The sequence below is a fragment of the Candidatus Manganitrophaceae bacterium genome, from assembly GCA_016200325.1.
Lineage (GTDB): Bacteria > Nitrospirota > Nitrospiria > SBBL01 > Manganitrophaceae > Manganitrophus.
In genome coordinates this window covers 49,065-72,662 of record JACQEZ010000004.1, presented here as the reverse complement: position 1 = coordinate 72,662, position 23,598 = coordinate 49,065, and the positions used below count along the sequence as shown (strand labels likewise).

Below are 23,598 nucleotides of genomic sequence, written 5' to 3'. Positions count from 1 at the left end.
TCGATCCGTATGCGGAAAGAATCTGAGAAATTTGTGAACAAGGCGGTGCTGGCCCTAGATCGGGGCAACTGGTTGTTGGCGGTGCAGTTCCTCAAGAAGGTTTTGGCCGCCGATCCGAATCATCTTCCAGCCTATCATGAGTTGTCGGACATCTATCTCCATCTCGGCCATTTCGATGCCGCCTTGGAGGTCATTCGAAAGGCCGTCGAGGTTTTTCCGGAAGATTACCAGAGCAGTTTTATACTGGCGAATATCCTTCTTGTTCAGAATAAATCGGACCAAGCGCTCTGTATCTATCGCCGTCTGGAGAAAGTGCGGTGTGATGAGCGAGAGGTGACCGACCTCTACTTCAATATCGCGCTCGCCTATCATGCCAAGAACCAGATGGTCCGCGCCCTACGCTATCTGCGCCTCGCAATCGATGAAGACACCGCTTACACCGAGGCGTACGAGCTGATGGGGAAAATTCTCTTCGAGCGGAAAGACCTCCCCGGCGCCAAACAGGCGTTTCAGAGAATTATTCAACTCGAGCCGAATCATCTCAATGCGCATCACATGCTCGGCATCATCTACTCCAAAGAGTTGAAGTGGAACGATGCGATCTCTGAGTGGAAGACCGTTCTCGCCTTGGCACCGGAGACCGATGAGGCGCTTCGGGAACTCGGTTGGGCGTTTAACATGATCGGCCAGGAAGAAGAGGCGGTCAGTTTTTTGAGGAAAGCGCTGGAGATCAACCCCCAGAACATACAGGCCCGCATCGATCTCGGCGCCGTCTTTATGGGACAGATGCAATTCAAGGAAGCGATTGCCGAGTGGGAATGGGTCCGGCAGTACGACCCGAACAATAAACTCATCCACAAATTTTTGTCTCAAGCCCGCCTTTACGAAAAGAAAATGAAACAGGAGAAAAAAGGAGAACGGTAATCCCACCCCTGCTTTCGGGACCCGTTGGAGTCGCCCTGCATGTCCTTTTCCCTCCCCTCCTCGCTGGTGGTCACCCCTCATACCCCCCCTGAACGGATTGATCTCTATCTTATCCGGCGCGGTGTCTCCCTCTCTCGTTCGCGTATCCAAAATCTGATTGAAGAAGGCCAAATTCTCATCAACGGTCATCCGACGAAGGCGAGCTATCGCGTCCGCGAAGGAGACCGGATCGATGTAAAGATCCCCCCCCCGGCGCCGCTGGAACTGATCCCCGAAGAGGTGCCGTTGGATGTTTTGTATGAGGATGAGTCGCTCTTGGTCCTCAACAAGGCGGCGGGGATGGTGGTCCATCCCGCTCCCGGACATGACAAGGGGACGCTGGTCCATGCGCTGCTCCATCACTGCCGGGATCTGACCGGGATCGGGGGACGGGAGCGCCCCGGCATCGTTCATCGCCTCGACAAGGATACCTCCGGTGTGATGGTGATCGCCAAGACCGACGCGGCGCATCAGCGGCTCTCGAAGCAATTCAAACAACATACGATCGATCGCCGATACTTGGCGGTTGTCTGCGGGAAAGTCGCCAAAGGCTCCGGAAAAATCGATCTGGCGATCGGCCGCGATCGGGTCGATCGAAAAAAAATCTCCTCTCGGACGGCCCATCCGCGGGAGGCGCAAACCCACTGGGCCGTCCGAGAGCGCTTTCGGGTCGCGACCCTGCTGGAGGTCTATCCCCAAACCGGTCGAACGCATCAGATCCGCGTCCATATGGCCCACCTCGGCCATCCGATCGTCGGCGACAAGGTTTATGGCGGCCGGGCGGCTCGGATGTTTGAGATCAACGTGGCGCGGCAGATGCTCCATGCGGAGCGGCTTGGATTTATCCATCCCACCCGGAATGAGCAGATGACCTTCTCGTCGCCGGTTCCTCCCGACATGGAAGGGCTATTGTCAGCGCTTCGGGCGGAAAAGCGAGAAGGGAGTGAGAGAATCAGGGGAGGGCTCTCTCGTCCGTCTGAAGGATGAGAGAGATCTGGCTCGCAAGGTAAACCGGATCGATCGGCGGAAAGACCAACCGATCGGCTCCGAGATCATACGAGTAGCTCCGTGTGACTTGAATCGGGAGCGGATGCTCGCAGAATAGAAAAATTGCGGTAGAAGCAATCCGATAATCTTCTCTCAACCTTTTGCATAGGTCATAGCCGCTCGGTTCTCCCGGAACCAATAGGTCGATCAAGATTAAGCCGATCGGAAGGCGGTGGGCGGCGAAGAGTACCTCCGCGGGCGCCCGGCATTCGTAGATCAAAAGATTGCTTCTGCGGAGTTCCCGTTTCAGCGGAAGGAGCGTCGGCGAGCTATCGAAGAACAAGATGGTTCGGTTTCGTGCCTGCATGAATAAAAATCCATAATAAGGATTGTCTTTTAGTAGGGCCTATGCTAATGATAAAAATATTTCGGACGATCGTTCCAAAGGACCGTCACCTCTTTTTTAAGGATTTTAGCAATGAAGATCCGAATTCTCCGTGAGCGGGCTCGATTGAAGATGACTTGGTGGACCGCCGATTGCGTGACCCCCAGCGTGCGTGCCACGCGCGTCTGTGTCCATCCCCGCTTTCTTAGCTCAAAAGAGATCTCAAGACCGCCCATGCTCTTTTTTTGAGAAGAGAACTTATCAATATTAGCGCTCGATTAGCACTCGGAATTAATTGTTGAAGCGTGATTTTAAAATTAGTGATTCACCACTGGGTAAAAGGGCAAGTCTGAGTCTAATTCGTTTAAGCGACATTGTCAATGAAAAAAATCTCTAAAACGACAGAAATCAATAAAAGAATAAAATTGGTGCGGAAGCAGGCGGGGCTGACGCAGAAAACATTCTCCGAGCGAATCAGTGTCTCCCGCAGTTTCCTCTCTGAGATCGAATCTGGAAAGGTCAAGCCGTCGCTGGAAACGCTCGTCGGCGTGGTGATGCAGTTTCAGGTCGACGCCCATTGGCTCCTGGTCGGAACCGGAAAAGGAGCGACGGCCGACCTGGCGGCGGAGCCTTCGTCCGGATATCAACCGACCCCCGAGCGGCAGAGCGCCTATCCGCTGATCCCTCTTTTAGATGATCGGGTGGTGCAGGGCCCTCCCCGCCGCCTCTCAAAAGACGAAATCATCGCCTATCTCCCTTTGTGGGGTCCCGTCGCTCAGAAAGAGAGCTATTGTTTTTATCTTCAGGACGACGCGATGGCTCCTTTCCTCCGCCGGGGGGCCTTGGTCGGGATGGTCCCGATTGCCGCCCCCTCTAAAAAATGGGAGGGAAAGCTCGTCGCGCTCTGGCAGACGAAGGGCGGAATCACCCTTCGGCGGCTCCGAATCGATCAGAAATATTTTATCTTTGAAGCGGAGAACAAGAGCCATTCCGTTTTTTATCTGGAGCGCTCGGCGAAGCCGGTTCTCTTCGGCGTCGAATGGTGGTGGCAGAATCAAAAAGAGCTCGGCTAGATCTAAAAGGTTTCCTTCCAGTGTTAGCTAACCAACAGTATATTCGAATTTGAGATTTTTCCTCGCAAGGTGCTTGACTTTTAAATTTTAACTCACGTATACTTCTAGAAAATAGTTGGCTTGTATCCCGCCTCTGGATAGGACCATCCAGGTAATGAAACCGTAAATATCATCAGATCATAAAAAAGAAGGGGGTTAACCATGGAAAAAGTATCTCCGCAAAAAGTGGGTGAGCGGATTCGGTTGGTGCGCGGCAACAGAACGCAGACGGAATTTGCAAAGGCGCTCGGGGTGAAGAAGCAGAACTACATCAGTCGGTATGAGCGGGGTCGCATCCCCTCCCCGGACCTCCTGGTTCGTATCGCCGAAATGGGAAGGGTCAGCATCGATTGGCTCTTGACCGGGAAGAAGGGTGCGGGCCGTGCGACAGCGCCTGCCCAGGCGAGCCGTGGAACAAGAACATTGCGTCAGGCCAAGAGAAAGTAGCCTGCGCCGGGGTGAGTCTATCGCGGCCGGTCTGCCTCGATCTCTTCAGCGGCGGACCGGCCTGCGGGGTGCGATCCCCCTTTATCGTCCTCGTTAAGGCCAAGCCTATTACAACGCCGGGTCCTCTTTCATCGTGTTAGAGGATCTTCTGGAAGGCCGGTTTTTTCTCTTCATCCGGTGAAATCGCCTTCCTAAAGAAGATCGACGTAAACTGAATTCCTGATCGGTTTCTCTCCTTCCGCCTTCCCTCTTTCCTATTTCCCCGATAAAGGCGTTGACAGCCTGCAAATTTCTTTTATATACTCCAAAAAGTTAATCTACTTGAACTGCTTAAGCGATTGAGAAAGGAGAAGGTGTGCTAAAAGAGACCCCCTTTATCTGGATGGATGGGAAATTGGTTCCATGGAAAGAGGCCACGGTCCATGTGCTGACACATAGCCTTCATTACGGTTTGGCTGTTTTTGAAGGGATCCGCTGTTATAAAGGGGTGTCCGGAACCGCCGTATTTCGATTGGCGGAGCATGTCGAGCGGCTTTTGGGATCGGCCCACGTGGTTCAGATGAAGATCCCCTTCTCTCAAAAAGAGATTGAGCAGGCGGTGATCGAGACGGTTCGGGTCAATCAACTTGAAGAAGGATATATCCGGCCGCTCGCTTATATCGGTTACGGCGAGATGGGACTTTACGTGAAAGAGAACCCGATTCGTCTCTCCGTGGCCGCCTGGCCGTGGGGAACCTATCTCGGCGAAGAGGGGATTCGGCGCGGCATTCGGGTCGCCGTCTCTTCCTTCGCTAGGCATCATGTCAACATCAGCCTGACCCGGGCCAAGGTCGCCGGCTACTATGTCAATTCTCAGCTTGCCAAGCGGGAGGCCAAGGAGGCCGGTTATGATGAGGCGGTGCTCCTCGATACGGAGGGCTATGTTGCAGAGGGGCCGGGCGAGAATATCTTCATCGTTCGAAAAGGGGTGTTGAAGACGATCCCGCTCACTTCTATCTTAGAGGGGATCACGCGGGATACCATCGTTCAGCTGGCGCAGGAGCGAAAGCTCAAAGTCGTTCATGAGCGCTTTACGCGCGACGATCTCTACCTGGCGGAAGAGGCCTTCTTCACCGGGACCGCGGCGGAGGTGACGCCGATTCGGGAGGTCGACGGGCGGACGATCGGAAAAGGGGAGCCCGGTCCGATCACGCAAGCGCTTCAGGGCCGGTTTTTCGATATTGTCCGAGGCAAGGATAAAAGCCACCCCGAGTGGCTCACCTTTGTTTAAGCGCGCTCAATAGCGTCTCGGATCGGCACCGATCGCGAGAATGCTGCAGGCGACGCGGATCTCCAATCCAAGGTCACTTCCCCTTCGGATCAACTTTTCACCGTCCGCTCCCGGATTGAGATAGACGATCTTCATCCCCGCTTTGGACGCAACCTCTTCGATGATCTGCAGTCCGACATCGGGTGGAACGTAGAAGCTGGCTGTCCGGACCTCTTCCGGAATCTCCAGAACGGAATGATAGACCCGGAGCCCCTCAACCTCCGTTTCGGAGGGATGAACCGGAAAAACACGAAATCCCTTCTCCAAAAACGCACGAACCGCCTTGTTTCCGAATTTGCGTCGGTCGTGTGACGCCCCGACGATCGCCACTTTTTTATCATCCATTCTCTGTTTTCCTTTCTCCATCGCCTTGACAGGAGTCCCTTGTTGGGGTATCCCTAGTATATCAAAACTAGGTGATCCTCATGTTGCGACTCTCATCCTCTTCGTCGGCCTACTCCCGCTGGGTTCTCCTCCTCATCCCACTGCTTGTTTGCCTTGTTTATTCGAATACCTGGGACGCCAGTTTTCATCTCGACGATGAGATGAATATCGTAGAGAATCGGGTCGTTCAGATCAAGACGATCACGCCGTCAAGCTTATATCAAGCCGGATTTCAGAGCCCGCTGCCGAATCGCTTTGTCGCAAACATCTCCTTCGCTCTCAATTATTATCTCGGTGGCCTTCACGTATCAGGATATCATGCGGTCAACCTGCTGATCCATCTGATAACCGCTTTGCTTCTTGCCTTATTCCTCTATCGGACATTGACCTTGCCGTCCGTTCGGGGGGCGGTTCCCTTCCCGGGCGAGGCGGCGACGGTCGCCGCGCTGCTCTGGGCGATCCATCCGATCCAGACGGAGTCGGTGACCTATATCGTTCAACGGATGACCAGTCTTTCAGCGCTCTTCTACCTCCTTGCGCTGGTTCTCTTCGTTTCCGGAAGGAGACGGTCCGAGGAGGGCCGATCGGACGGTCCTCGGCCGTTTTTTTGGTATCTCTGTGCATTGATGTCGGCGCTTTTAAGCCTGGGGAGCAAGGAGACGGCGATCACCCTTCCGCTCTTTGTGGCGCTGTATGATCTCCTCTTTTTTAGAGGAGGAGAATGGGGGAAGATCAAACGGGTCCTTCCCTTTTACGCTGTTCTCTTTACCGCGACGGTTCTTCTCGCCTTTTTTTATCTTGGCGGGACGCCGGGAGAGCTTCGTGAAGGGATCTCAAAGCAGTACGGTGTTGATCAAATTCCACCGGCGATCCGGCTGATGACCGAATCTCGGGTTCTTCTCTATTATGTTTCTCTGCTCCTCTTTCCCCATCCCGCGCGCCTCAACCTAGACTATGACTTTCCCCTCTCCGGCGGGCTGCTTTATCCTTGGACCACCCTCCTCTCCATTCTCTTCCTGATTGGAGTGATGTCATATGGATTTTATGGTTGGAGGCGGAGGCCACTCCTCTCGTTTTTTATCTTTTGGTACGTTGGAAACCTCTTCCTTGAATCGAGCGTGCTTCAACTTGATCTCGTTTTCGAGCATCGTCTCTACCTGCCGTCGATCGCCTTCTTCACCGGGGTCGGGGTTGGTTTGGCACGCCTCCGGGCGCTGCCGCCGTCAAAGCAGGCGTCGGTTCTTGCCTCCGTGGTGCTCGTCAGCCTGATCGGGGTTTATTCGTTTTGGACGTTCGATCGAAATCGCATCTGGAAAAATGAGGTGACCCTTTGGGAAGACACCGTCAGCAAATCACCGAAGAAGGCGCGGCCCTTCAAGGCGTTGGGGACCGCCTATGCGGAGGAGGGACGGCTCGATGAGTCCATCACGGCCTTTCTGACCGCTTTGCGGCTCAATGAAAATTACGCGAAAGCCCATACCAATCTCGGCGTCGCCTACTATAAAAGCGGCAGGACGGTCCCGGCGATATCGGAATTTCAACGGGCGATCGAAATCAATGAGCGGGATGCGCTCGCCTATTATAATCTGGCCAATATCTTCACCGACCAGGGGCGCTGGGATGATGCGATCATCGTCTATCGGAAAGCGCTTGAAATCCTGCCGGTTGAGCCGATGATTCGGCATAATTTGGCCTATGCGCTCAGCCAGAAAGGGATGCGCCGGGAGGCGATTCACCAATATTTGGAGGCGATTCGAGCCGAGAACAGCAGGGTGGAGACCCATAAGAACTTGGCGGCGCTCTATTTTCAAGAGGATGAAGTCGAGGAGGCGCTCCACCATTATCAAGAGGCGACCCAGATCCAGCCGAACGATCCGGCCGTGCATCGGATGATCGGACAGATCTATAAAAAACAGAGACGATTTGATCTGGCCCTCCAGGCGTTTTCCAAATCGGCCGACCTCCAGCCGAACCCGGTCTCTTATTATCAGATGGGGACGCTGTTCGACCAGAAGAAAGAGTGGGACCGCGCGGCGCACGCGTATGAAAAGGCGACTCAGCTCGATCCGAAGATGGTCGAGGCGTATATTAACCTGGGCATCGCTTATCAGAAGGAAGAGAAGCTGGATGAATCGATGCGCGCGTTTCTGGCAGCAATGCGCCTGCGGCCCGATCTTCCCGAAGCGCATAATAACCTCGGCTTTCTATATCAACAAAGGGGCTTGGTCGACCTGGCGCGGTTTGAGTACCAATCGGCATTGCACTTCCGTCCGGAATGGGATCTTCCCCGTCTGAACTTGACGAACCTCGGCGTCGTTCAACAATCCGCCTTGCACCGGCCCTAGTAAAAACAGCGTAAACGAATGCAACATTTTACATTCCGTATGCATCGTTTCGTGGAATATCCCGCAGAAATCCCCTCCTTTTCCCGAAAAGAACCGATTTAAATCGATCTCTCGGTCGGGCCTTTTATTTGCACAACAAGCCGTACACTTTACCATGAACCCTTTCAAAATAGGATTAATGTCACTGAGACGGCGCTACACGCGATATTGGATCTTGACCGGTGCGGTCGGCCTGATGATCTTTCATCCCTTCTCCGCCCAACTGCCCCCCGTCGTTCCGGATGCCGTTCCATCGTCGACCCTTCCAGCCGAATCTGTTTCAAAGAAGCTCTCCACCGAAAGCAAACCGGTCACGCAAGAGCGGGGCTTAAAAGAGCGGGAGCCGGTCTCAAAAGCGAAGAAAGTATTTCAAATCTTATCCCGATTTAAGACCGGTCTGGATGCCAAACAAGAAGAGCGGCTGGCAGGTTTTATCGCTCAAGAGAGCCGGCGGTATGGATTTGATCCCGAATTGATTGTCGCCGTCATCTCGACCGAGAGCTCCTTTTATAACTGGTCGATCTCCTCAAAGGGGGCGGTGGGGCTGATGCAGATGATTCCGACGACTGCAAAAGAGATTGCGGAGGTCAATCATCTTCTCTGGCACGAGGGGGATCCGCTGTTCGATCCTTTCATTAACATCCGCCTTGGGATCCACTACCTCTGGACCCTCTATTTGAAATTTGGAGATCTCTCTCTGGCGCTCACCGCCTACAATCATGGTCCGGGAAAGGTGCTGCGATGGGTCAAAACAGGGGATGAGATTCCAACCGAATATGCGGAGAAAGTGCTCGCCTACTACCAGGACTTTCTTGAATTTGGAAAAGAAAAAAGGGAGGAGACGGTGAAGGTCGCAGAGACACAGGTTGCGCTCCGGTCTTAGCGATTACAGCCTTTTGTAAAACAGCGTCGGCATGTCGGTGATGATCATACCCTCTTGCGCCGGCGTTCTGCAGGCCCGCTCTGTCACTTCCGGATCCTCCGGACCCGTCTTAAATGTCACCGTGCAATTCTTACACTCGCCATTCCAGCAGAATTTATTGGAAAAACGGATCAGTCCCATCTCTTGAAAGATCCAAATCAGCTTGTCCTCTTCGACGCGACAGGCTTTTCCTTGAATCGTAATTTGGAGTGACGGGGGGCCGCTTTGGGGGGAAGATGTCGAGTCCATACGCCCAGCCAGTCTAACACAAATTAGATAGAAGTAAAGATTATCGCCTCCGCTCCACACCCACCTGTTTGCAATAAGAAGCAATCTTGCATCGGCTGCAAAACGGGGAGAGCGGCTTACAGATAAATTGTCCAAAGGGGACGAGCAGGTCGTTGTAGGTAATCCAATATTGCTTCGGCAGTTTTTTTCGAAGCGCCGTCTCGCTTTCCTCCGGCGTCCGGGTCTGGATATAGCCGATCCGATTGGAGATCCGATGGACGTGGGTGTCGACACAGATCCCCGGTCTGCCGTAGGCGACGGTCACAACAAGGTTGGCTGTTTTGCGGCCGACCCCGGGAAGGGTCAGCAGCGTGTCAATCGAATCAGGGACCGCGCCGTCGAATTTCTCCAACAGCGTCCGGCAGAGCGCCACGATCTGTTTCGTTTTGTTTCGATAGAACGAAACCGGATAGATCGCCGTCTCGATCTGATCGGGAGAAAGCCGGATCATCCGCTGCGGCGTTTCGGCGAGCTGAAAGAGTCGGGCGGAGGCGGCCTCGGTCGTCTCATCCCGTGTCCGCAAACTTAAGAGGCAAGAGATTAAAACCTGGAAGGGATCTTTCGTCGTTTCGGCGATCATGCCGACCGCCGGCGTCTTCAAGCGTCGGGTCTCTTCTTTGAGAATCGCGACGATGGAATGGATCGAATCGGCAGCGCGCATGCAGTTAAAATAACATAGGGATTGATCAATGTAAATCTCGATGCAGAGGGGCTGAAAACGATTTTTGCTTGACTTAGGTATGGGGTTGGCCTAGTATCTTTTTAGACTCACCCTCCTTAAAGGTCGGATGCTGTGAAAGAGATGGATCAGGTCTGGTCCGCTTACAAAGAGGGGCTCGACGAAGTCGAAGAGCAGATCAAGAAAAGCCTCGATTCCGAGGTGGCGCTGATCAACGAAATCGCCTACCATATATTGAACAGCGGTGGAAAGCGAATCCGTCCCCTCCTCCTCATGATCAGCGCGCAACTCTGTAAGTCCCGTGACCGACGCCATATCCTTTTGGCCGGCATGGTCGAATTCATCCATACCGCGACCCTTCTTCATGACGATGTCCTCGACAATGCCGAAGTACGCCGCGGCATCCCCGCCGCACGCGTTCTCTGGGGGAATCAGGCGAGCATCTTGGCCGGAGATTATCTCTATACCCTCGCCGTCTGTCAGGCGGTCAAGATGGAAAACTTCGAGATCAACTATCTCCTCTCCACGACCTGTCGGAGGATGTCGGAGGGGGAGACACTCCAGCTGGTTCACAGCCGCGATCTTGCCCTGACCGAAGCGACCTATCTGCAAATCATCGAATACAAAACCGCCACCCTCCTTTCCGCCTCCTGTCGCCTGGGGGGAATTATCGGGAATGAATCGGACGAGAAAAAAGAGGCGCTGACGCGTTATGGCCGAAACCTCGGCATCGCTTTTCAGGTGGCCGACGACACGCTCGACTATGTCGGCGACCGGGCCCGCTTTGGAAAATCGCCGGGAAAAGATATCCGTGAGGGAAAGGTCACGTTGCCGCTGCTCCACCTCCTTCAACATTGCTCCACCAAAGAGAAACAAGAGATCAAAAAAATCATCAAAAAAGAGCGGCTCCTTAAAAGAGACTTCTCCTTTGTCACCGGGCTGATGGAGAAGTACGGTTCCATCACCTACGCACTTCAAAAAGCGCAAGATTACGCCAATCGGGCCAAGGGAGATCTATCGGTTTTTGCCGATTTACCCCCACGTCAGGCGCTTCTTACTCTGGCTGATTACGTCGTCCGACGCGATCATTAGCGCCCCTCTGCAATAGAACCCGGCCTGATCAGAAAATGAGCCTCACAACGGTTTCCGTGGTGGTTCCTCTCCTCAACGAAGAAAAAGCTCTCCCCAAATTTTTGACCGACCTACAGATGCTGGAGGGAGCGGAGATCCTCCTCGTCGACGGCGGGAGCACCGATGGGACATGGCAGCTGCTGGGCCGATGGCTTGGCACTCTTCCATATCGCGCGCATCGCGGAAAGCAGCTTCTTCGGACCGATTGCGGCAGAGGCCGACAGATGAATGAAGGGGCGCGGAAGGCAACCGGAGAAATTCTACTTTTCCTCCATGTCGATTCGACTTTTCCTGTAAAGGGGCTCGATGCGTTAAGGCAGGCGCTGGAGAGACCCGACGTGGTCGGGGGGGCCTTTCGGTTGAAGATCGACGCGACCCATCCGGTTTTGAAATTCATCGAGCGGATGGCAAATTTCCGGGCCCGCTTTCTGAAGCTCCCTTATGGGGATCAGGGGCTCTTTGTTCGGAGAGACCTCTTTGAGCGACTGGGGGGGTATTCGACGCTCCCGTTGATGGAAGATGTCGATCTCATCAGGCGGATGAAGCAGATGGGAAAAGTCGTCCTCCTTCAAGAGGCGATCGTTACCTCGCCTCGCCGCTGGATTCGAGAGGGGATTTACTATACCACCTTTCGTAACCTGGCGCTGATCAGCCTTTACTTTATCGGTGTCTCTCCCCGGACTTTGGCCAAATGGTATCGGTAGGAGATAAAGAAAAAATAAAGAGGTCGTCCATTTAAGCTTTAAGTTAAGCCTTAAGCCGCTTTGGGTCTGGGCCTTCCAAACAGCGCAATCTTGGGAGAGACAAGCCGCCTGTAATCGTCCATCGACATCATGACCGTCTCCGTATGGCGTCCCGCCTGGAAATAGAATCGGTCATATTGCACCAGACGCTCGTCCAGAAAGACCGGAATGCCATAAAGATTACCGAAAGGCGGCATCGCTCCGACCTCACAGTCGGAGAACCGTTCTTTAAAATCGACTTCAGTCGCCATCCGGATCTGTTTGCTGCCGACGATCGTCTCAAGGCGACCAATATCGATCAATTCATTCGCCGGCAGAATACACATGACGAGCTGCTCCCCCGCCCAGAGAATCACGACCTTCGCAAGCTGCTTTCCCGATTTGTGGAGCGAAGCCGCGACCTCTTGAGAAGTATATGCTTCCGGATGGGTCGTCATCTCATAGCCGACCTGATTCTGATCTAAATAGTCCTTCAATCTTAAATTCATCACAGCACCTCATCTTTATATTATCGAAATCCTTCCGAATGATTCAAGGAGACGCTCTCGCGAGGAATTTGATCAAAAGCGCTGGATCAGGAAGAGGGGATAAAGGATTACCCGTTTGGTATCGGCGTCTCCGCCGCTTTCAGAGTGTAGAGATGATAATAAAGGCCCTGCTGCTGAATCAACGTTGCGTGGGTTCCCTGCTCGACCAATTGACCCTTGTTGAGAACCAAAATCCGGTCGGCTTTTTGAATGGTCGTCAGCCGATGGGCGATGACGAAGGTGGTCTTCCCCACCATCAATCGCTCCAACGCTTCCTGAATGAAGAATTCCGACTCGTTGTCGAGATAAGCGGTTGCTTCATCCAGGATGAGCAGGCGGGGATTTTTCAAGAAGGCGCGGGCGAGGGCGATCCGTTGTCGCTGGCCGCCGGAGAGGGTCAGCCCTTTCTCGCCGACGCGGGTTTCATACCCCCGCGGGAAAGTGGCAATGAAGGCGTCAGCATGGGCTGCGCGCGAGGCAGCAAGCAGCTCCTCCTCCGTGGCGTCGAGCTTTCCGTAGAGGATGTTCTCACGCAGCGTTCCGCCGAAGAGGATCACCTCCTGCGGAACATAAGCAATTTGGTCGTAATAGCTCTTGATCTGAATCTGTCGAAGCGGATGTCCGTCGACCTCGATCGTACCGGAAGTTGGATCGTAGAAGCGGTGGAGCAGGTGGATCAAGGTGCTCTTCCCGGCGCCGCTCGGCCCGATGAGCGCGACCTTCTCTCCCGGCGCGACGCTAAAGGAGATCTGCTGCAAGACCGGCTGATCGGAAAGGTAGTGAAAGGAGACCTGTTTGAAAGCGACCTCCCCTCGGATCGGCGGGAGCGGCGGGGCAAGAGGAAGATCGGTGACGTCGGGCTTTGTGTCGAGAATTTCGAAGACCCGCTGGCTCGATCCTAACCCTTCTTGAAGCTGCGAGAAGAGCCGGGCGAAGCTGCCGATCGGACCGGTAATAATAATGGCGTAGATGACAAAGGCGATCACCTCGCCCGGCGTGATTTTCCCGGAGAGGATCTCGCCGGCGCCGTACCAAAGAATCGCCGTCGCCGCGCTTGAGCCGAGGAAGACCATCACCGGCCCGAACGCCGCCGAAATTTGAAGCCGCGCGAGGGCGACGGAGAGCGTCTTTTCCATCTGTCGGTTGAAGCGATCTTGTTCATATCGTTCGCGGCTGAACGATTTGATCGTTCGAATTCCCGTAATCATCTCCTCCATCAAAGTCGTCGTATCGGCCAGGCGGTCCTGCACCGCCAAGGAGAGCCGCCGGAGCCGCTTTCCCATCCACCGGGCGATCGCCACCACGATCGGGATGAGGAGAAGAACCAGAAAGGTGAGCCGCCAGTTCATATAAAGGATGATGGCGATCCCGCCGATCAGGATCAGCGCCTGCCGGATTAAATTCACCGGCAACTCCGTCGCCAGCGTTTGAACGACCGCCAAATCGTTGGTCAGCCGGGAGAGGAGCTCTCCGGTGCGTCGCCGTGAAAAAAATGGGAGCGAGAGCGATTGAAGGTGTTCAAAGAGAAGGATGCGAAGCTGCATCAAGACCTTCTGGCCGATCCCGCCGAGGAGATAGTTGTGCCCGAAGGAAAAGAGGGCCTGAATAAAAAAGAGGAGGATCATCCCGATCAAAAGGAGCGGCGAGACCATCCGATGGTCGACCATAATGGCGTCGACGGCGCGTCGGGCAATCCAGGGAAGGGCGAGGCTGATCACGGAAGAGAGAAGCAGAAAAAGGGTCGCGAGCGCCATCGATCCCCAGTGGGGCCGGGTATAGGAGAGGATGCGTTGCAGATCGCGTCTTTTGGAAGGAGGGTCGGGTCGTCTGACGGGGGAGTCGGTTTTCATCAGCAAGCGATCAGCCGGCCTGGAGGCCGGCGTCTACCGAGACGCTTTCGGTTGCTGGAGGGTCTTTCGGATCAGCAACCCAAGGATGGTGATCGGAAGGGTCGGAAAGAGGAGCGCCTTGAAGAGATCGGTTAAGAAAAGATAGGAGCCGGCGCGGAGTCGAACCACCTTGGCCATGCTGGAGTGGTATTCGATCCTTCCGTCGTTGAGGGCATCGGAGACCATTTTGTTCTGGTTGTTTTCGATCTGTGCCTCGGTCGAATCGATGCTGTTGCTCTGGACCGGTTCATAGCGGGCCGGATTCCAGGCAAAGCCGGCGAGGGAAACAATCAAGGAGAGGACGATTCCGACGGCCCAAAGGGCGCCGAGATCTCTCTTCTCAACGAGTGCCTCACGGGTCGGAACATCGGCCTCCTCGCGGGCGACCTGGAGCTGCGGCTCGATACGGTTTTGCATAAAAAGCCTTTCGATCAATATAGATGAAGCGGTGTGGAGGAATATCATAACGGGGTTGTCGGAAAAATACAAGGGGGAAGAGATGGAAAAATTCAAGGTCAAATCCAAGAGAACGGAGGCGGTCTCTGTGCATGGCCGGCCACGGTTCCCTAAATCCGATTTCAAAACCTCTCATCGGGTTCTTGGTAGAGACCCCTTTATAACATCCGTGCGACGGCGGCGACGACCACCGCTTCGGCGCCGCTTTTTAGAAGGGTTTTTGCTCCCTCTTTCAAGGTGGCCCCGGTGGTGTAGACATCGTCAAGGAGGAGCACCCGTTTTCCTTGAATCGGAGCGGGATTGATGATGCGAAAAGCCCGTCGGACATTTTCATCACGCTCTTTTTTGGAGAGACCGACCTGGGGCGGCGTCTCACGGGTGCGCTCCATCAGATCGATCAAAAGGGGTTTCTTCAGACGGAGGGCCACCTGCCTTGCAATCAGCAGAGATTGATTGAATTCGCGGGCGCGAAGTCGGGAGGGATGAAGCGGAACGGCGGCAATTTGGTCGAATGAAACAGGGTCGAGGCACTCCAGAAGAAGGGTCGCCAGCGGAAGGGCGAGGGTCGTCTGCCTTCGATATTTGAAGCGCTGGATCGCTTCGGCGAGGGCGCCTTCATAGGCAAAAGGGGTGATGGCCTGCGTAAATGGGGGAGGGGCGTCGCGACATTCCCCGCATCGGTGATCGGGGCTGTGGGACAGGGCCGACCCGGAGGGGAAGGGGATGGCGCAGACCGGACAGTGCGGTCCGGAGAGGAGCCGAACGCCTCCCCAACAGGAAGCGCAGAAAGGAAGCGCCGTGGCGGCGCCGGTGATTGGGAGGGTGCAGTGAAAGCAGACGTGGGGGTAGAGGAGGTTGAGGAGTCGCTGAACGACCGTGTTAAAACGATCACCGATGCCGAACATAGTAAAAGACCCCCGCCGCGCCGGAGAGGATGCCGATGCTGAAGATGAGGAGGAGCATCTTTCCGAAAGAGAGGGCGCCTCCTTTGAGGACGATCAACACCATAATGGTCGAGAAAATTCCCCAGGCGCACCACCATCCAAAGAATTTTGCCCGGACCGTCAAGCGGATTTTGGTATGGGAGAATGCCCAGACAGCCTGGCCGATGAGGGCGCCTAACGAATCGAATCCGACATCCATGACGCTGGCGGTGCGTGAGGCGACGAACGATTGGTGGAATTCATCGAGGCTTGCATAAATAACGCAGATCGCGAGCGCCCCCAGGGCGGCTTGACGCGACCAACCCGGTCTTCCCCGTTGGATGGCATAAAGCCACAGGAGGGAGAGGACGGTGTATTCGACGATATGGGCGATCTTCCGGATGACAATCAGTGTGGTGACCAGGTTTTTTCTTGAAATTTCGGGCGAGATCAATTTAATGATCGGAACCAACACCGAGTTGGTATGGACCATCGAGCCGGCATCGGTAGAAAAGATAAAGATCAATCCCATCCAGACGATTGGACCGATATAGTACTTCATGACGCCGACGGGGCGGCCTCGATCGGTTCATCGAAGAGGACCAGCCGGATCAGTTTTTGAGAGATTTCCATAATCACGGGCGACTGCTGCGAGATCATGAAGGAAAAGGAGAGATCGAGCGTCTGCATGATCTCAGCGATGTCGTTTCCAAATTTAAACGCCGGAGCGAGCCGCGGGTCCTCAAAATTGGGGTTGCGGTAGGTGAGGTAATCGACGAAACTTCCTTTTGCCGGAAGCGCTTGATAGATCTCGTAGTGAAGGGCATCGGTGAGCCCGGAAGGAACCGGGGAGTCGGGATAGAGCTCCGAAAGTTGGTTGAAGAAGGCGACGAGCATAAAGCCGGTCAGTTTCTTCAAGATCGCCGATTGCTTCGTGTCATCGATCTGTTTCGAGATATTGCTTCCAAACCGGGTATCGTAATGGCCGATCTGCTCCTGCAAAACTTTATGATAGAGGTATTCGGCTCCCTGGCGGATCGTGTCTCCCAGTTGGGGAAGGCGGTTGATGATCTCCTCGGTCTTTGAATCGAGCTTTTTGTCTGTCCGGTAAAGGGTTTTTACGGCCGGATTTTTGGGGGTTGGTGTTCGCTGAAGCAGCTTCTGGAGCCAGCCCAAGGTCGGTGTCCCTCTTCGTCATAATGGTTCAACGTACTATACAGTAATTGTGAAAATCGGGCAAGTTTTTGACCGATTGATGTTTTGTCTTTCCCCGTAGCGGAATGTCGAAGATAAGCCAATGTAACCTTGACAAGCGTGGCTGAATTCCCTAGAATCGGTCGAATGATCTCCACGGTCCAGCCTTATGCGCATGTCTCCCCGACCGAGCAGGATGAGCGGTTCATGCGGATCGCCTTGAGCGCGGCGGAGTCGGCCGCGGCCGAGGGAGAGGTGCCGGTCGGGGCTGTGTTGGTTTGCGGGGAGGGGGTTGTCGTCAGCGCCTATAACTTGAAAGAGCGCCGGCACGATCCGACGGCACATGCCGAGATGCTTGCGATCCGACGGACGGCGGAAAAACTGGGTCGCTGGCGACTGGGCGGAACCCTCTATGTAACGCTGGAGCCTTGCGCAATGTGTGCCGGTGCTTTAATTCAAGCGCGCATTCAGCGTCTGGTCTACGGCGCGGCCGATCTAAAGGCGGGGGCCTGCGGCTCTGTGCTGGAGGTGGTGCGCGAGCCTCGGTTCAATCACCGGATAGAGGTGATCGGCGGTCTTCTTGCAGCAGAGTCCGAGCGGTTGCTTCATCTTTTTTTCTCCCGCTTGCGATCGGAACGGGCGATCAATTAGATTCCCGGAGATTCCCGGTACGACCTAAAGCCGAGACAGCAGTCAGCGTGAACAGCAGGTTTATGGAGAGATGGCCGAGTCCGGTTGAAGGCGTCTGACTCGAAATCAGATGTGGGGGTAACCCCACCGGGGGTTCGAATCCCTCTCTCTCCGCCAGGTTAACACAGCCATCAGCACGCAGCCGTCCGCTCGGAACGCTTAAGGGGTCGGCTGATTGCTGAACGTTTTTATTTACGGAGAGATGTCCGAGCGGCTGAAGGAGCACGACTGGAAATCGTGTAGGCGGTCAAAAGCTGCCTCGGGGGTTCAAATCCCCCTCTCTCCGCCAATTCAGCTTTCAATGTAAGATGCATTCGATGGAGGGACCGGGCCCTGTGCAATAGGAACCTATGAACCCCGCCAGGTCCGGAAGGAAGCAACGGTAAATGGGCCCTCCTATGTGCCGCAGGTTCACCTGGTCTCTCCATCGAGTGCACCTTTCCCAAGGAGATGGTTCCATCCCTTTTTCACCATAAGCGATTGCCCAATGAGCTATCGAAGGACACGGAATGGCGAATCCATATCAAGTCTCGGCGAGAAAATGGCGGCCTCAAACCTTTGAGGAGGTGATCGGACAGCATCATGTCGCGACCACCCTGATGAACGCCGTCCAAAAGAGAAGGGTCGCGCAGGCCTATCTCTTTTCCGGGATCCGGGGGGTCGGAAAGACCACGATGGCCCGGCTCTTGGCCAAAGCCCTCAATTGTCCCACCCCGCAAGGAGCGAGCCCCTGTAACCGATGCGACTCCTGTAAAGAGATCACCGAAGGGCGCGCGGTCGATGTGGTGGAAATCGACGGCGCGTCGAATACCGGCGTGGATGATGTCCGCGAGCTCCGCGAGAAGGTCAAATACCTCCCGCTGGGGGGCAAATACAAGATCTACATCATCGATGAAGTCCATATGCTCTCGAACGCCGCCTTCAACGCGCTTCTCAAGACGCTGGAAGAGCCGCCGCCCCATCTAGTCTTCGTCTTTGCCACGACCGAATCGCACAAGATTCCTGCGACGATTCTGTCCCGCTGCCAGCATTTTGTTTTCCGCCGGATCTCCCGTCAGGAGATCATCGCGCAACTGCGCCGCGTCACCGAAGATCGGAAGGTCCAATTCAGCGAACGGGGTTTGGTGCTGATTGCAAAGGCGTCCGAGGGGAGTATGCGGGATGCCTTGAGCTTGCTCGATCAAGCGATCGCCTATGGCGGACAGGAGGTCAAGGAGGAGGACCTCTTCACCCTTTTGGGCCGGATCGGCGAGGCGCGATTTCATGCGTTGGTCCGGGCGATTCACGAGCGGAATGCCGAGGGGGCCCTTGAACTGGCGAAGGAGATCGCCGATAAAGGATATGATCTTCGGCAGTTCTTGGCCGATTGGCTGGAGCATCTGCGCCATCTGATTATCGTGCAACATCTCGGGGAGGCGGAGGGGTGGATCGATCTTCCCCGAGAAGAGATCGAGGAGATCCGCGCGGAGGCGGCCCTTTTTTCGATCGATGACTTGCAGCGTCTTTTTTCTTTATTCGCCCGTTTGCAGGCGGAGATCCGCTCCGCGTCGCATCCGCATCTTCTCTTTGAGGTTGCCTTGATGAAGGCGATCGCCCTCTCCCATCTTCAACCGATCGAAGAGATTCTCGATCGACTGCAGGCGCTGGGGGGTAGTAATACGAGTACGGCGGAGCCGGGACTGTCGTCGAGGATGCCGGAGGCGGCCGCTCCATTTAAGACGGCCGCTCCAATCAAGACGATTGAGAAGAAGTCGCCCGCCGAAAAACCGCTCCCGCAGAAAGGGGCTCCGGATGTTGCGGGAGCGACGCGGGAGACCGATCCCGATAAAAGTGCGCTTTGGAGAAAAGTAGTTTTAGAGATGAAGGAGAAGCGTCCGAGTCTCGGCTCCTATCTTGAGCAGGGAACCCTCTTGGAAATCAGTGACCAAAGGATTAAAATAGGATATTCGGAGTCATTTTTAATTCCGCTTATCCAGAAAGAAGAAAATCAAAAACTCGTGGGCGCTTCATTAAAAGGCCACTTCCAGAAAGAAATGGCGTTGGAGTTAATCGACCTTCAAGGGGCCAAAGCGAGGGCTGTTCCCTTTTCTGAGAAGAAAAGGTCGAATGATCCGGCCCCGTCCCATCCTCTGGTTCAAGAGGCCTTGCGTCTCCTGGGTGGAGAGGTGATTGAGACCAAGCAGGGAGGTTAAGAGGACACTTGGGTAGGAGTCATCATGTCGAATAAAAAAATGCTCGGCGATATCATGAGACAGGCGCAGGCCCTTCAGGAGCGGATGGCGAAGCTGCAAGAAGAGGCGGCTAAAAAAACGGTCGAGGCCTCCTCCGGCGGAGGGATGGTGACGGCAAAGGTGAGCGGCAAACAGCAGCTCCTCTCTTTGACCATCGATCCGGAAGTGGTTAAATCGGGTGATGTTGAAATGCTCCAGGACCTGATCGTGGCGGCGGTAAATGAAGGACTCCGGAAGAGCCAGGAGCTCATGGCGGAGGAGATGAAGGGGATGACCGGTGGGTTAAACATCCCCGGATTATTTTAATCGGCCCGTTTAATGGTTAAGATGCTTTTGTCCCCTGGCATCAAAAGGGGGCGTGTTGTTCCCGTTTATTTTACTTAAGTGATGATGGATCAAAAAGGAAAGTTTGCATATTTGATTGAGCAGCTGATGGAGCTTCCCAGTGTGGGGAGAAAGTCGGCTCAGCGGATGGCTTTTTATATCTTAAAGATGCCGACGGAAGAGGCAAAAAAAATCGGCCGGGCCATTATCGATGTGAAGGATCTCCTCACTTTCTGTAAAATTTGCAATAACATTGCGGAAGGGGAAATCTGTACCATTTGTGCTAGCCCCAACCGGGATGCGCAAAAGGTTCTGGTGGTGGAAGAGCCGAGCACCCTCTACGCAATTGAACGGACGGGAGAGTACAAAGGGCTCTACCATGTCTTATTGGGAGCGGTCTCGCCCCTCTCCGGCTCGAATGGAGCCGATCTCACCATCCGTAATCTCATCGAACGGCTTGAAAAGGGGGGAATTTCGGAGGTCATCATCGCCACCAATCCGAACATAGAAGGCGAAGCGACCGCCATATATCTTACCCGTCTTATTAAGCCACTTCATATCAAGGTCACCCGGATCGCCTGCGGCATTCCGGTCGGTGTCGATTTAGAATATGCCGATGAGGTGACCCTTGCCAAATCACTCGAAGGAAGACGCGAAATTTCATAAAATTCCCTTGACGAGATCAGAGGGGGTATGCTATCTTTTGACATACCCTTTTAGCAATTATCTTGTTATTTCAAGAGAATTTAGCTAATTGAGCGTTGAAAAGGCCAGCTGAAAGCCTTCGGTCTTTTCTTCTGGAGTGCCTTGAAAAGCCTCGTTTAATCATATGGTTCATTGAGTCTCGAAGGGAGTTCTGTCGATGCCAAAGTATCGCGTCTTACCTGGTCCCGAAGCCTTCTTACCTCCTTCTGCTGCCTGTGCGGGCGTTGTCCTGCCGGATCCGGGCCAGGCGCTTATCCATGGCGATATCGTTCATGAAGACATCGCAATGGATGAGGCTGCGAAGCAATTTTTGATGGCCAAGGTGCCGACGATCTTCCCGGGTCCATTGGTTCTTTGGAATTGGAACGAAAAGGCCGCAAAAAAAGCAACCGCCATCAAAGCCCTTTATGATGAACTTAAGTCGCACAATCCCGGCGCTTTGCTTATCCCGATGCCGGACTATCGGCCGAAGTATCCAAAGATCAATCCTGAAGTCGAGATCAACCCCAATCATCCCAATTTAACTATATGGCATAATAAGATCGACGTCTGTATGTTTGTCGGTGTCCATTGTCATCAGGCGAACCTCTCTTTAAAAATTATTCGGGGTGGGACGAACTGCTACACGGTCGCGATGTGTGCGCAGGCGGGTCATGAAGATGCGATGCTCACCTTCCGGGATGCAACACCGGAGAAGATCTGGAAGTTTACAGAGGCGGTTCGAAAGGCGAAGGCATCCGGTGTTTATGCCAGCCCGAGCGGAGTGGCTGTTTCAAAGGCTTAAGCGAATGTGGGCGAGTTGCAGACCCTAAATCCTAATTTTAGGAGGGGACCAATATGGAAGCGAATTCGGTAATCGGTACAATTAATAAGAAGGGCCAGAAAATCGTTGACCCGGAATATCTCTTTTTTGAGGCTCCACGGCAGCAACATTTTATGACCGGGAGCGAGGTCGTCCGTGAGGCGATCCGTCGGGCGAGCGTCGATATTTCTGTCGCCTACCCGATTACCCCACAGAGCGAAGCGGCGGCGATGGTCGGCGATCTTTATGTTGAAGGCTACGTCGGAGACTACTTCCGGGGAGAGAGTGAATTTGCCGTGATGTCGCAGTGCGCCGGAGCCTCTTTCGGCGGTGCCCGCGTCTTTACCACCACCTCCGGGCCGGGAACCCTCCGCGCCTATGAAAACTTTCCGATGTGGGCCGGATCCCGTCTCCCGATTCTGATCAACGTGATGGTCCGCGGTATCAACTCTCCTTTAAATATTCAGCCGGATACCCTTGAGCTGGGGATGATTCTCGATACCGGGATGCTGATCTGGCATGCCGAGACCGCCCAAGAACTCCTCGATTATCTTCTGAAAGGTTATATCGTTGCCGAGGAACCGGATGTCCATCTTCCGATCGCGATCGTGATCGACGGCTTCTTCGTCAGCCATACCAAAGATATGGTGATGATCCCCTCTGCGGATATCGCGCTTCCTCCTTACAACCCATACCGCTCTCCGGTTCCCTGCATGGATATGGAAGTTCCCCCGGTTCGGATGATGCGTGATCCTTTCGTCATGAAGAGCAACTACATCAGCTATGCGACTCACGCCAGTTGGCAGCAAGAAATTCGGGCCGCCATCGAACGCTCCCGGAAGCATACGATCCGTCTTATCGGAGGATTGATTGAGGAAGAGAACAGCGATGCGGAGATCCTGATCGTTTCGTCCGGAACCGCCGTTGCCCAGGGGCGGGAAGCGATTCGTCTCTTGGCGGAGGAGGGGATCCGTGTCGGTATTGTGAAGGTAAAGACACTCCGCCCCTTCCCTCATGAAGAGATCCGTCAGGCGACGAAGAATGCCAAGCTGATCTTTGTGCCGGAGTTCAATGTGGTCGGCTGGATGGCGCGTGAGATTAAGGCGGTGATCCCCGACAACCACCGGGTGATTGATGGACCGCATGTGGCGGGCGGAATGACGATGCCCCCTGAGGTGATTGTGGAAGAGATCAAGAAGGTTCTTGCTGGTAAAAAGGAGGTTGTCCATGGGTAAGGAGAAGATCAAAATTTGTGATGAGTTTTATGACATCATGCCTCCCGAATATCGTGAGCTGGTCGATAGCGCGACATACGGAAAAGAAGGGCGCGGCTGGAAAGATGTCGGTATTGCAAAAGAGTTAATTGAAGAACACTCGCTCTGCGCAGGGTGCCCGGAATCGATCGCCTTCCGTTATGTCATGGCCTGTCTCCCGAACCCGGAAGACACCGTCATGGTCGGCTCGACCGGATGTACCAGCTTGGTTTTCCCCCATGTAGCGGTTCACAACATCCATTCTCTGTTCGGAAACCAAAATGCCGTCGCATCGGGTCTGAAGCGAGCGCTGGCCTACCGCTTTCCCGGCAAGGTGAAAGATGTGGTGGTCTTGGCCGGAGATGGTGCCACGGTGGACATCGGTCTCGACATGACCCTTCAGTCCTGGTTCCGCCAAGAGAAGTTTCTGACGATCTGTTTCGACAATGAGCTCTATGCCAATACCGGTGGACAGGAAAGCGGACTGATGCAGAAGGGGTTCGTCTCCAAGATGGCGCCGGCCGGAAAGAAATTCGACAAGGTTCGCCTTCCGGAGATTGCCGAGGAGTCGGGATGCCACTATGTGGCGACCCTCACCGTCAGCAAGCCGAATCGGGTTGAAAAGGCGATTCGCCAGGGCATTCTGATCGCCCGCGAGGTCGGCCCGACCTACATCCAGCTCTACACCCCCTGTATTCTTGAGATTGGAAAGCAGGCGATGGAGGGTCTCCAAGAGATGCGGGATTCCGAAGGTCCGAATGAGCGCTTCGCCTTTAAGGAATATATCTCCGAGGAAGCGAAAGCCTATTTGGCCAGCTTGGAAAAGGAAAAGAAACCGGCGGCGATACCCTCGCAGGCCTAAGGAGTCAG

At 54.5% G+C, this 23,598-nt stretch carries 27 protein-coding genes, 2 tRNA genes and 1 other RNA gene; 19 read left to right on the top strand and 11 right to left on the bottom strand.

The window, feature by feature from the left end; genetic code table 11:
* The first annotated feature begins 9 nt into the window (after positions 1–9).
* Positions 10–924: a tetratricopeptide repeat protein gene (locus tag HY282_03140; protein ID MBI3802739.1), complete on the top strand. Its 915-nt coding sequence runs from the start codon at positions 10–12 to the stop codon at positions 922–924.
* A gap of 39 nt (positions 925–963) precedes the next feature.
* The gene (locus HY282_03135) at positions 964–1,950 is read left to right on the top strand and encodes an RluA family pseudouridine synthase (protein ID MBI3802738.1); all 987 of its coding nucleotides are present in this window, start codon (positions 964–966) and stop codon (positions 1,948–1,950) included.
* On the opposite strand, the gene HY282_03130 is transcribed toward HY282_03135, so the two are convergent.
* Positions 1,916–2,317 carry a hypothetical protein gene (locus HY282_03130; GenBank protein MBI3802737.1) on the bottom strand — a complete coding sequence of 134 codons (402 nt, stop codon included), beginning with the start codon at positions 2,315–2,317 and terminating at the stop codon, positions 1,916–1,918. The two genes, HY282_03135 and HY282_03130, sit on opposite strands and share 35 nt — an antisense overlap.
* A 44-nt stretch (positions 2,318–2,361) precedes the next feature.
* Positions 2,362–2,571, bottom strand: coding sequence for a helix-turn-helix domain-containing protein (locus HY282_03125; protein ID MBI3802736.1), 210 nt, complete (start codon positions 2,569–2,571; stop codon positions 2,362–2,364).
* 192 nt (positions 2,572–2,763) lie between these two features.
* On the opposite strand from HY282_03125, the gene HY282_03120 reads away from it, so the two are divergent.
* The 3 genes from HY282_03120 (at position 2,764) to HY282_03110 (ending at position 5,164) form a co-directional block, all read left to right on the top strand.
* The gene (locus HY282_03120) at positions 2,764–3,408 is read left to right on the top strand and encodes an XRE family transcriptional regulator (protein ID MBI3802735.1); all 645 of its coding nucleotides are present in this window, start codon (positions 2,764–2,766) and stop codon (positions 3,406–3,408) included.
* A 201-nt stretch (positions 3,409–3,609) separates the two neighbouring features.
* A complete protein-coding gene (locus HY282_03115) occupies positions 3,610–3,894 on the top strand; it encodes a helix-turn-helix transcriptional regulator (protein MBI3802734.1) in 285 nt (94 codons plus the stop codon).
* A 355-nt stretch (positions 3,895–4,249) separates the two neighbouring features.
* Positions 4,250–5,164, top strand: coding sequence for a branched-chain amino acid transaminase (locus tag HY282_03110; protein MBI3802733.1), 915 nt, complete (start codon positions 4,250–4,252; stop codon positions 5,162–5,164).
* A gap of 6 nt (positions 5,165–5,170) precedes the next feature.
* Here the strand turns inward: HY282_03110 and HY282_03105 are convergent, their stop codons facing one another.
* Positions 5,171–5,548 carry a CoA-binding protein gene (locus tag HY282_03105; protein ID MBI3802732.1) on the bottom strand — a complete coding sequence of 126 codons (378 nt, stop codon included), beginning with the start codon at positions 5,546–5,548 and terminating at the stop codon, positions 5,171–5,173.
* An 80-nt stretch (positions 5,549–5,628) separates the two neighbouring features.
* Here HY282_03105 and HY282_03100 point away from each other — a divergent pair, with 80 nt between their 5' ends.
* Complete coding sequence (locus tag HY282_03100) at positions 5,629–7,932, top strand: tetratricopeptide repeat protein (protein ID MBI3802731.1); 2,304 nt, start codon at positions 5,629–5,631, stop codon at positions 7,930–7,932.
* A gap of 178 nt (positions 7,933–8,110) precedes the next feature.
* Positions 8,111–8,854: a lytic transglycosylase domain-containing protein gene (locus HY282_03095; protein ID MBI3802730.1), complete on the top strand. Its 744-nt coding sequence runs from the start codon at positions 8,111–8,113 to the stop codon at positions 8,852–8,854.
* A gap of 3 nt (positions 8,855–8,857) precedes the next feature.
* Here the strand turns inward: HY282_03095 and HY282_03090 are convergent, their stop codons facing one another.
* Together HY282_03090 and HY282_03085 are read right to left on the bottom strand one after the other, a co-directional pair.
* Positions 8,858–9,142 carry a (2Fe-2S)-binding protein gene (locus HY282_03090; GenBank protein ID MBI3802729.1) on the bottom strand — a complete coding sequence of 95 codons (285 nt, stop codon included), beginning with the start codon at positions 9,140–9,142 and terminating at the stop codon, positions 8,858–8,860.
* Positions 9,143–9,182: 40 nt separating this feature from the next.
* The gene (locus tag HY282_03085) at positions 9,183–9,842 is read right to left on the bottom strand and encodes an endonuclease III (GenBank protein MBI3802728.1); all 660 of its coding nucleotides are present in this window, start codon (positions 9,840–9,842) and stop codon (positions 9,183–9,185) included.
* Positions 9,843–9,983: 141 nt separating this feature from the next.
* Between HY282_03085 and HY282_03080 the strand changes: the two genes are divergently transcribed.
* On the top strand, positions 9,984–10,952 hold the full coding sequence (locus HY282_03080; protein ID MBI3802727.1) for a polyprenyl synthetase family protein: 969 nt from the start codon (positions 9,984–9,986) through the stop codon (positions 10,950–10,952).
* 35 nt (positions 10,953–10,987) lie between these two features.
* Positions 10,988–11,695: a TIGR04283 family arsenosugar biosynthesis glycosyltransferase gene (locus HY282_03075; GenBank protein ID MBI3802726.1), complete on the top strand. Its 708-nt coding sequence runs from the start codon at positions 10,988–10,990 to the stop codon at positions 11,693–11,695.
* Between the two features lie 50 nt (positions 11,696–11,745).
* Here the strand turns inward: HY282_03075 and HY282_03070 are convergent, their stop codons facing one another.
* From HY282_03070 to HY282_03045, 6 genes are all read right to left on the bottom strand, one after another.
* On the bottom strand, positions 11,746–12,222 hold the full coding sequence (locus HY282_03070) for a YbaK/EbsC family protein (protein MBI3802725.1): 477 nt from the start codon (positions 12,220–12,222) through the stop codon (positions 11,746–11,748).
* Positions 12,223–12,329: 107 nt separating this feature from the next.
* Entirely contained in the window at positions 12,330–14,111 is a 1,782-nt protein-coding gene (locus HY282_03065) for an ABC transporter ATP-binding protein (protein ID MBI3802724.1), read from the bottom strand.
* 33 nt (positions 14,112–14,144) lie between these two features.
* Positions 14,145–14,567: a hypothetical protein gene (locus HY282_03060; GenBank protein ID MBI3802723.1), complete on the bottom strand. Its 423-nt coding sequence runs from the start codon at positions 14,565–14,567 to the stop codon at positions 14,145–14,147.
* A 197-nt stretch (positions 14,568–14,764) separates the two neighbouring features.
* Positions 14,765–15,511: a ComF family protein gene (locus HY282_03055; protein MBI3802722.1), complete on the bottom strand. Its 747-nt coding sequence runs from the start codon at positions 15,509–15,511 to the stop codon at positions 14,765–14,767.
* The gene (locus tag HY282_03050; GenBank protein MBI3802721.1) at positions 15,495–16,091 is read right to left on the bottom strand and encodes a VanZ family protein; all 597 of its coding nucleotides are present in this window, start codon (positions 16,089–16,091) and stop codon (positions 15,495–15,497) included. Before HY282_03050 ends, HY282_03055 begins: the two co-directional genes overlap by 17 nt.
* Positions 16,088–16,705, bottom strand: a complete 618-nt coding sequence (locus HY282_03045) for a hypothetical protein (GenBank protein ID MBI3802720.1) — start codon at positions 16,703–16,705, stop codon at positions 16,088–16,090. The genes HY282_03050 and HY282_03045 overlap by 4 nt, the downstream gene beginning before the upstream one ends.
* A 165-nt stretch (positions 16,706–16,870) precedes the next feature.
* Here HY282_03045 and HY282_03040 point away from each other — a divergent pair, with 165 nt between their 5' ends.
* From HY282_03040 to HY282_02995, 10 genes are all read left to right on the top strand, one after another.
* Positions 16,871–17,374 (top strand): nucleoside deaminase, encoded by a 504-nt coding sequence (locus tag HY282_03040; GenBank protein MBI3802719.1) that lies wholly within the window; start codon positions 16,871–16,873, stop codon positions 17,372–17,374.
* Between the two features lie 64 nt (positions 17,375–17,438).
* Positions 17,439–17,530, top strand: a tRNA-Ser gene (locus tag HY282_03035).
* A 79-nt stretch (positions 17,531–17,609) separates the two neighbouring features.
* Positions 17,610–17,702: transfer RNA gene (locus HY282_03030), tRNA-Ser, on the top strand.
* 35 nt (positions 17,703–17,737) lie between these two features.
* Positions 17,738–17,837: signal recognition particle sRNA small type (gene ffs, locus HY282_03025), an RNA gene on the top strand.
* Between the two features lie 85 nt (positions 17,838–17,922).
* Entirely contained in the window at positions 17,923–19,605 is a 1,683-nt protein-coding gene (dnaX, locus tag HY282_03020; protein MBI3802718.1) for a DNA polymerase III subunit gamma/tau, read from the top strand.
* A 24-nt stretch (positions 19,606–19,629) separates the two neighbouring features.
* A complete protein-coding gene (locus HY282_03015; protein MBI3802717.1) occupies positions 19,630–19,950 on the top strand; it encodes a YbaB/EbfC family nucleoid-associated protein in 321 nt (106 codons plus the stop codon).
* Positions 19,951–20,034: 84 nt separating this feature from the next.
* Positions 20,035–20,634: a recombination protein RecR gene (gene recR / locus HY282_03010; protein MBI3802716.1), complete on the top strand. Its 600-nt coding sequence runs from the start codon at positions 20,035–20,037 to the stop codon at positions 20,632–20,634.
* 196 nt (positions 20,635–20,830) lie between these two features.
* A complete protein-coding gene (locus HY282_03005) occupies positions 20,831–21,457 on the top strand; it encodes a carbon monoxide dehydrogenase (GenBank protein ID MBI3802715.1) in 627 nt (208 codons plus the stop codon).
* A gap of 53 nt (positions 21,458–21,510) precedes the next feature.
* The gene (locus HY282_03000) at positions 21,511–22,710 is read left to right on the top strand and encodes a ferredoxin oxidoreductase (protein ID MBI3802714.1); all 1,200 of its coding nucleotides are present in this window, start codon (positions 21,511–21,513) and stop codon (positions 22,708–22,710) included.
* Positions 22,703–23,590: a ferredoxin oxidoreductase gene (locus HY282_02995; protein MBI3802713.1), complete on the top strand. Its 888-nt coding sequence runs from the start codon at positions 22,703–22,705 to the stop codon at positions 23,588–23,590. Before HY282_03000 ends, HY282_02995 begins: the two co-directional genes overlap by 8 nt.
* The last annotated feature ends 8 nt before the right edge of the window (positions 23,591–23,598 follow it).